General features: G+C 41.2%; 1 protein-coding gene. It reads right to left on the bottom strand.

The features are described from left to right. Positions 1-284 (bottom strand): CNNM domain-containing protein (locus HC175_RS23440; protein ID WP_168140128.1); only part of this gene is annotated, 284 nt, incomplete at both ends.

Here is a 284-nt window from a genome sequence, read left to right as displayed (position 1 = left end):
AGTCTTTCATGAATACTCACCGTCACCGCGCGCATTGGGATACTTAGCGGAGAAAATACCTTATCCAACACATTTAAAGGATAGGCCATAAAATGAGAAAATACAACCCGGTTACGGCTGGCATATACTTTTGGAAGGATCTCTCCAAAAAGCAGGATAAGGAATGTCACGACCACTACTTCCAGTAGGAATTGGAGGTCTACACCCATAACAACAGTATCTACACTTTCAAAGGCCTTATCTGTGAGATTGTCAAACAACAGGATAATAGCGATATTGATCAT

The organism is Salinimicrobium oceani, from assembly GCF_012037645.1.
The sequence above is the reverse complement of the archived record's forward strand: the minus strand, read 5'-3'. Positions and strand labels throughout refer to the sequence as shown.